Here is a 222-nt window from a genome sequence, read left to right as displayed (position 1 = left end):
TTTTCCGGTTGCTTCATCTACCTCTATGTGCGAAACATTTTTATTTAATGACCAAATTCCTCCATTATTACTTGCGTTAATGGTAACACGTTGATCCTCTGGATTAGTATAATTGATGACTAATTTAGTCACTTCACCCTTTGGCGTTACCTTGACATTGGCGTGCTCTACACTTGCTACAATATCAGGCGCTTCTGGCGTTGTCTCTTTACGTGGCATTTT

The 222-nt window shown here is 39.6% G+C and carries 1 protein-coding gene; it reads right to left on the bottom strand.

The annotated features are described in order from the left end of the window. On the bottom strand, positions 1-222 hold a 222-nt coding region (locus HMPREF2642_RS11695), incomplete at both ends, for a hypothetical protein (protein ID WP_176744843.1).

It is taken from the genome of Staphylococcus sp. HMSC055A09 (assembly GCF_001809655.1).
GTDB lineage: Bacteria > Bacillota > Bacilli > Staphylococcales > Staphylococcaceae > Staphylococcus > Staphylococcus capitis.
Note: the sequence above shows the minus strand (reverse complement) of the source record. Positions and strands in the feature narration are given on the sequence as shown.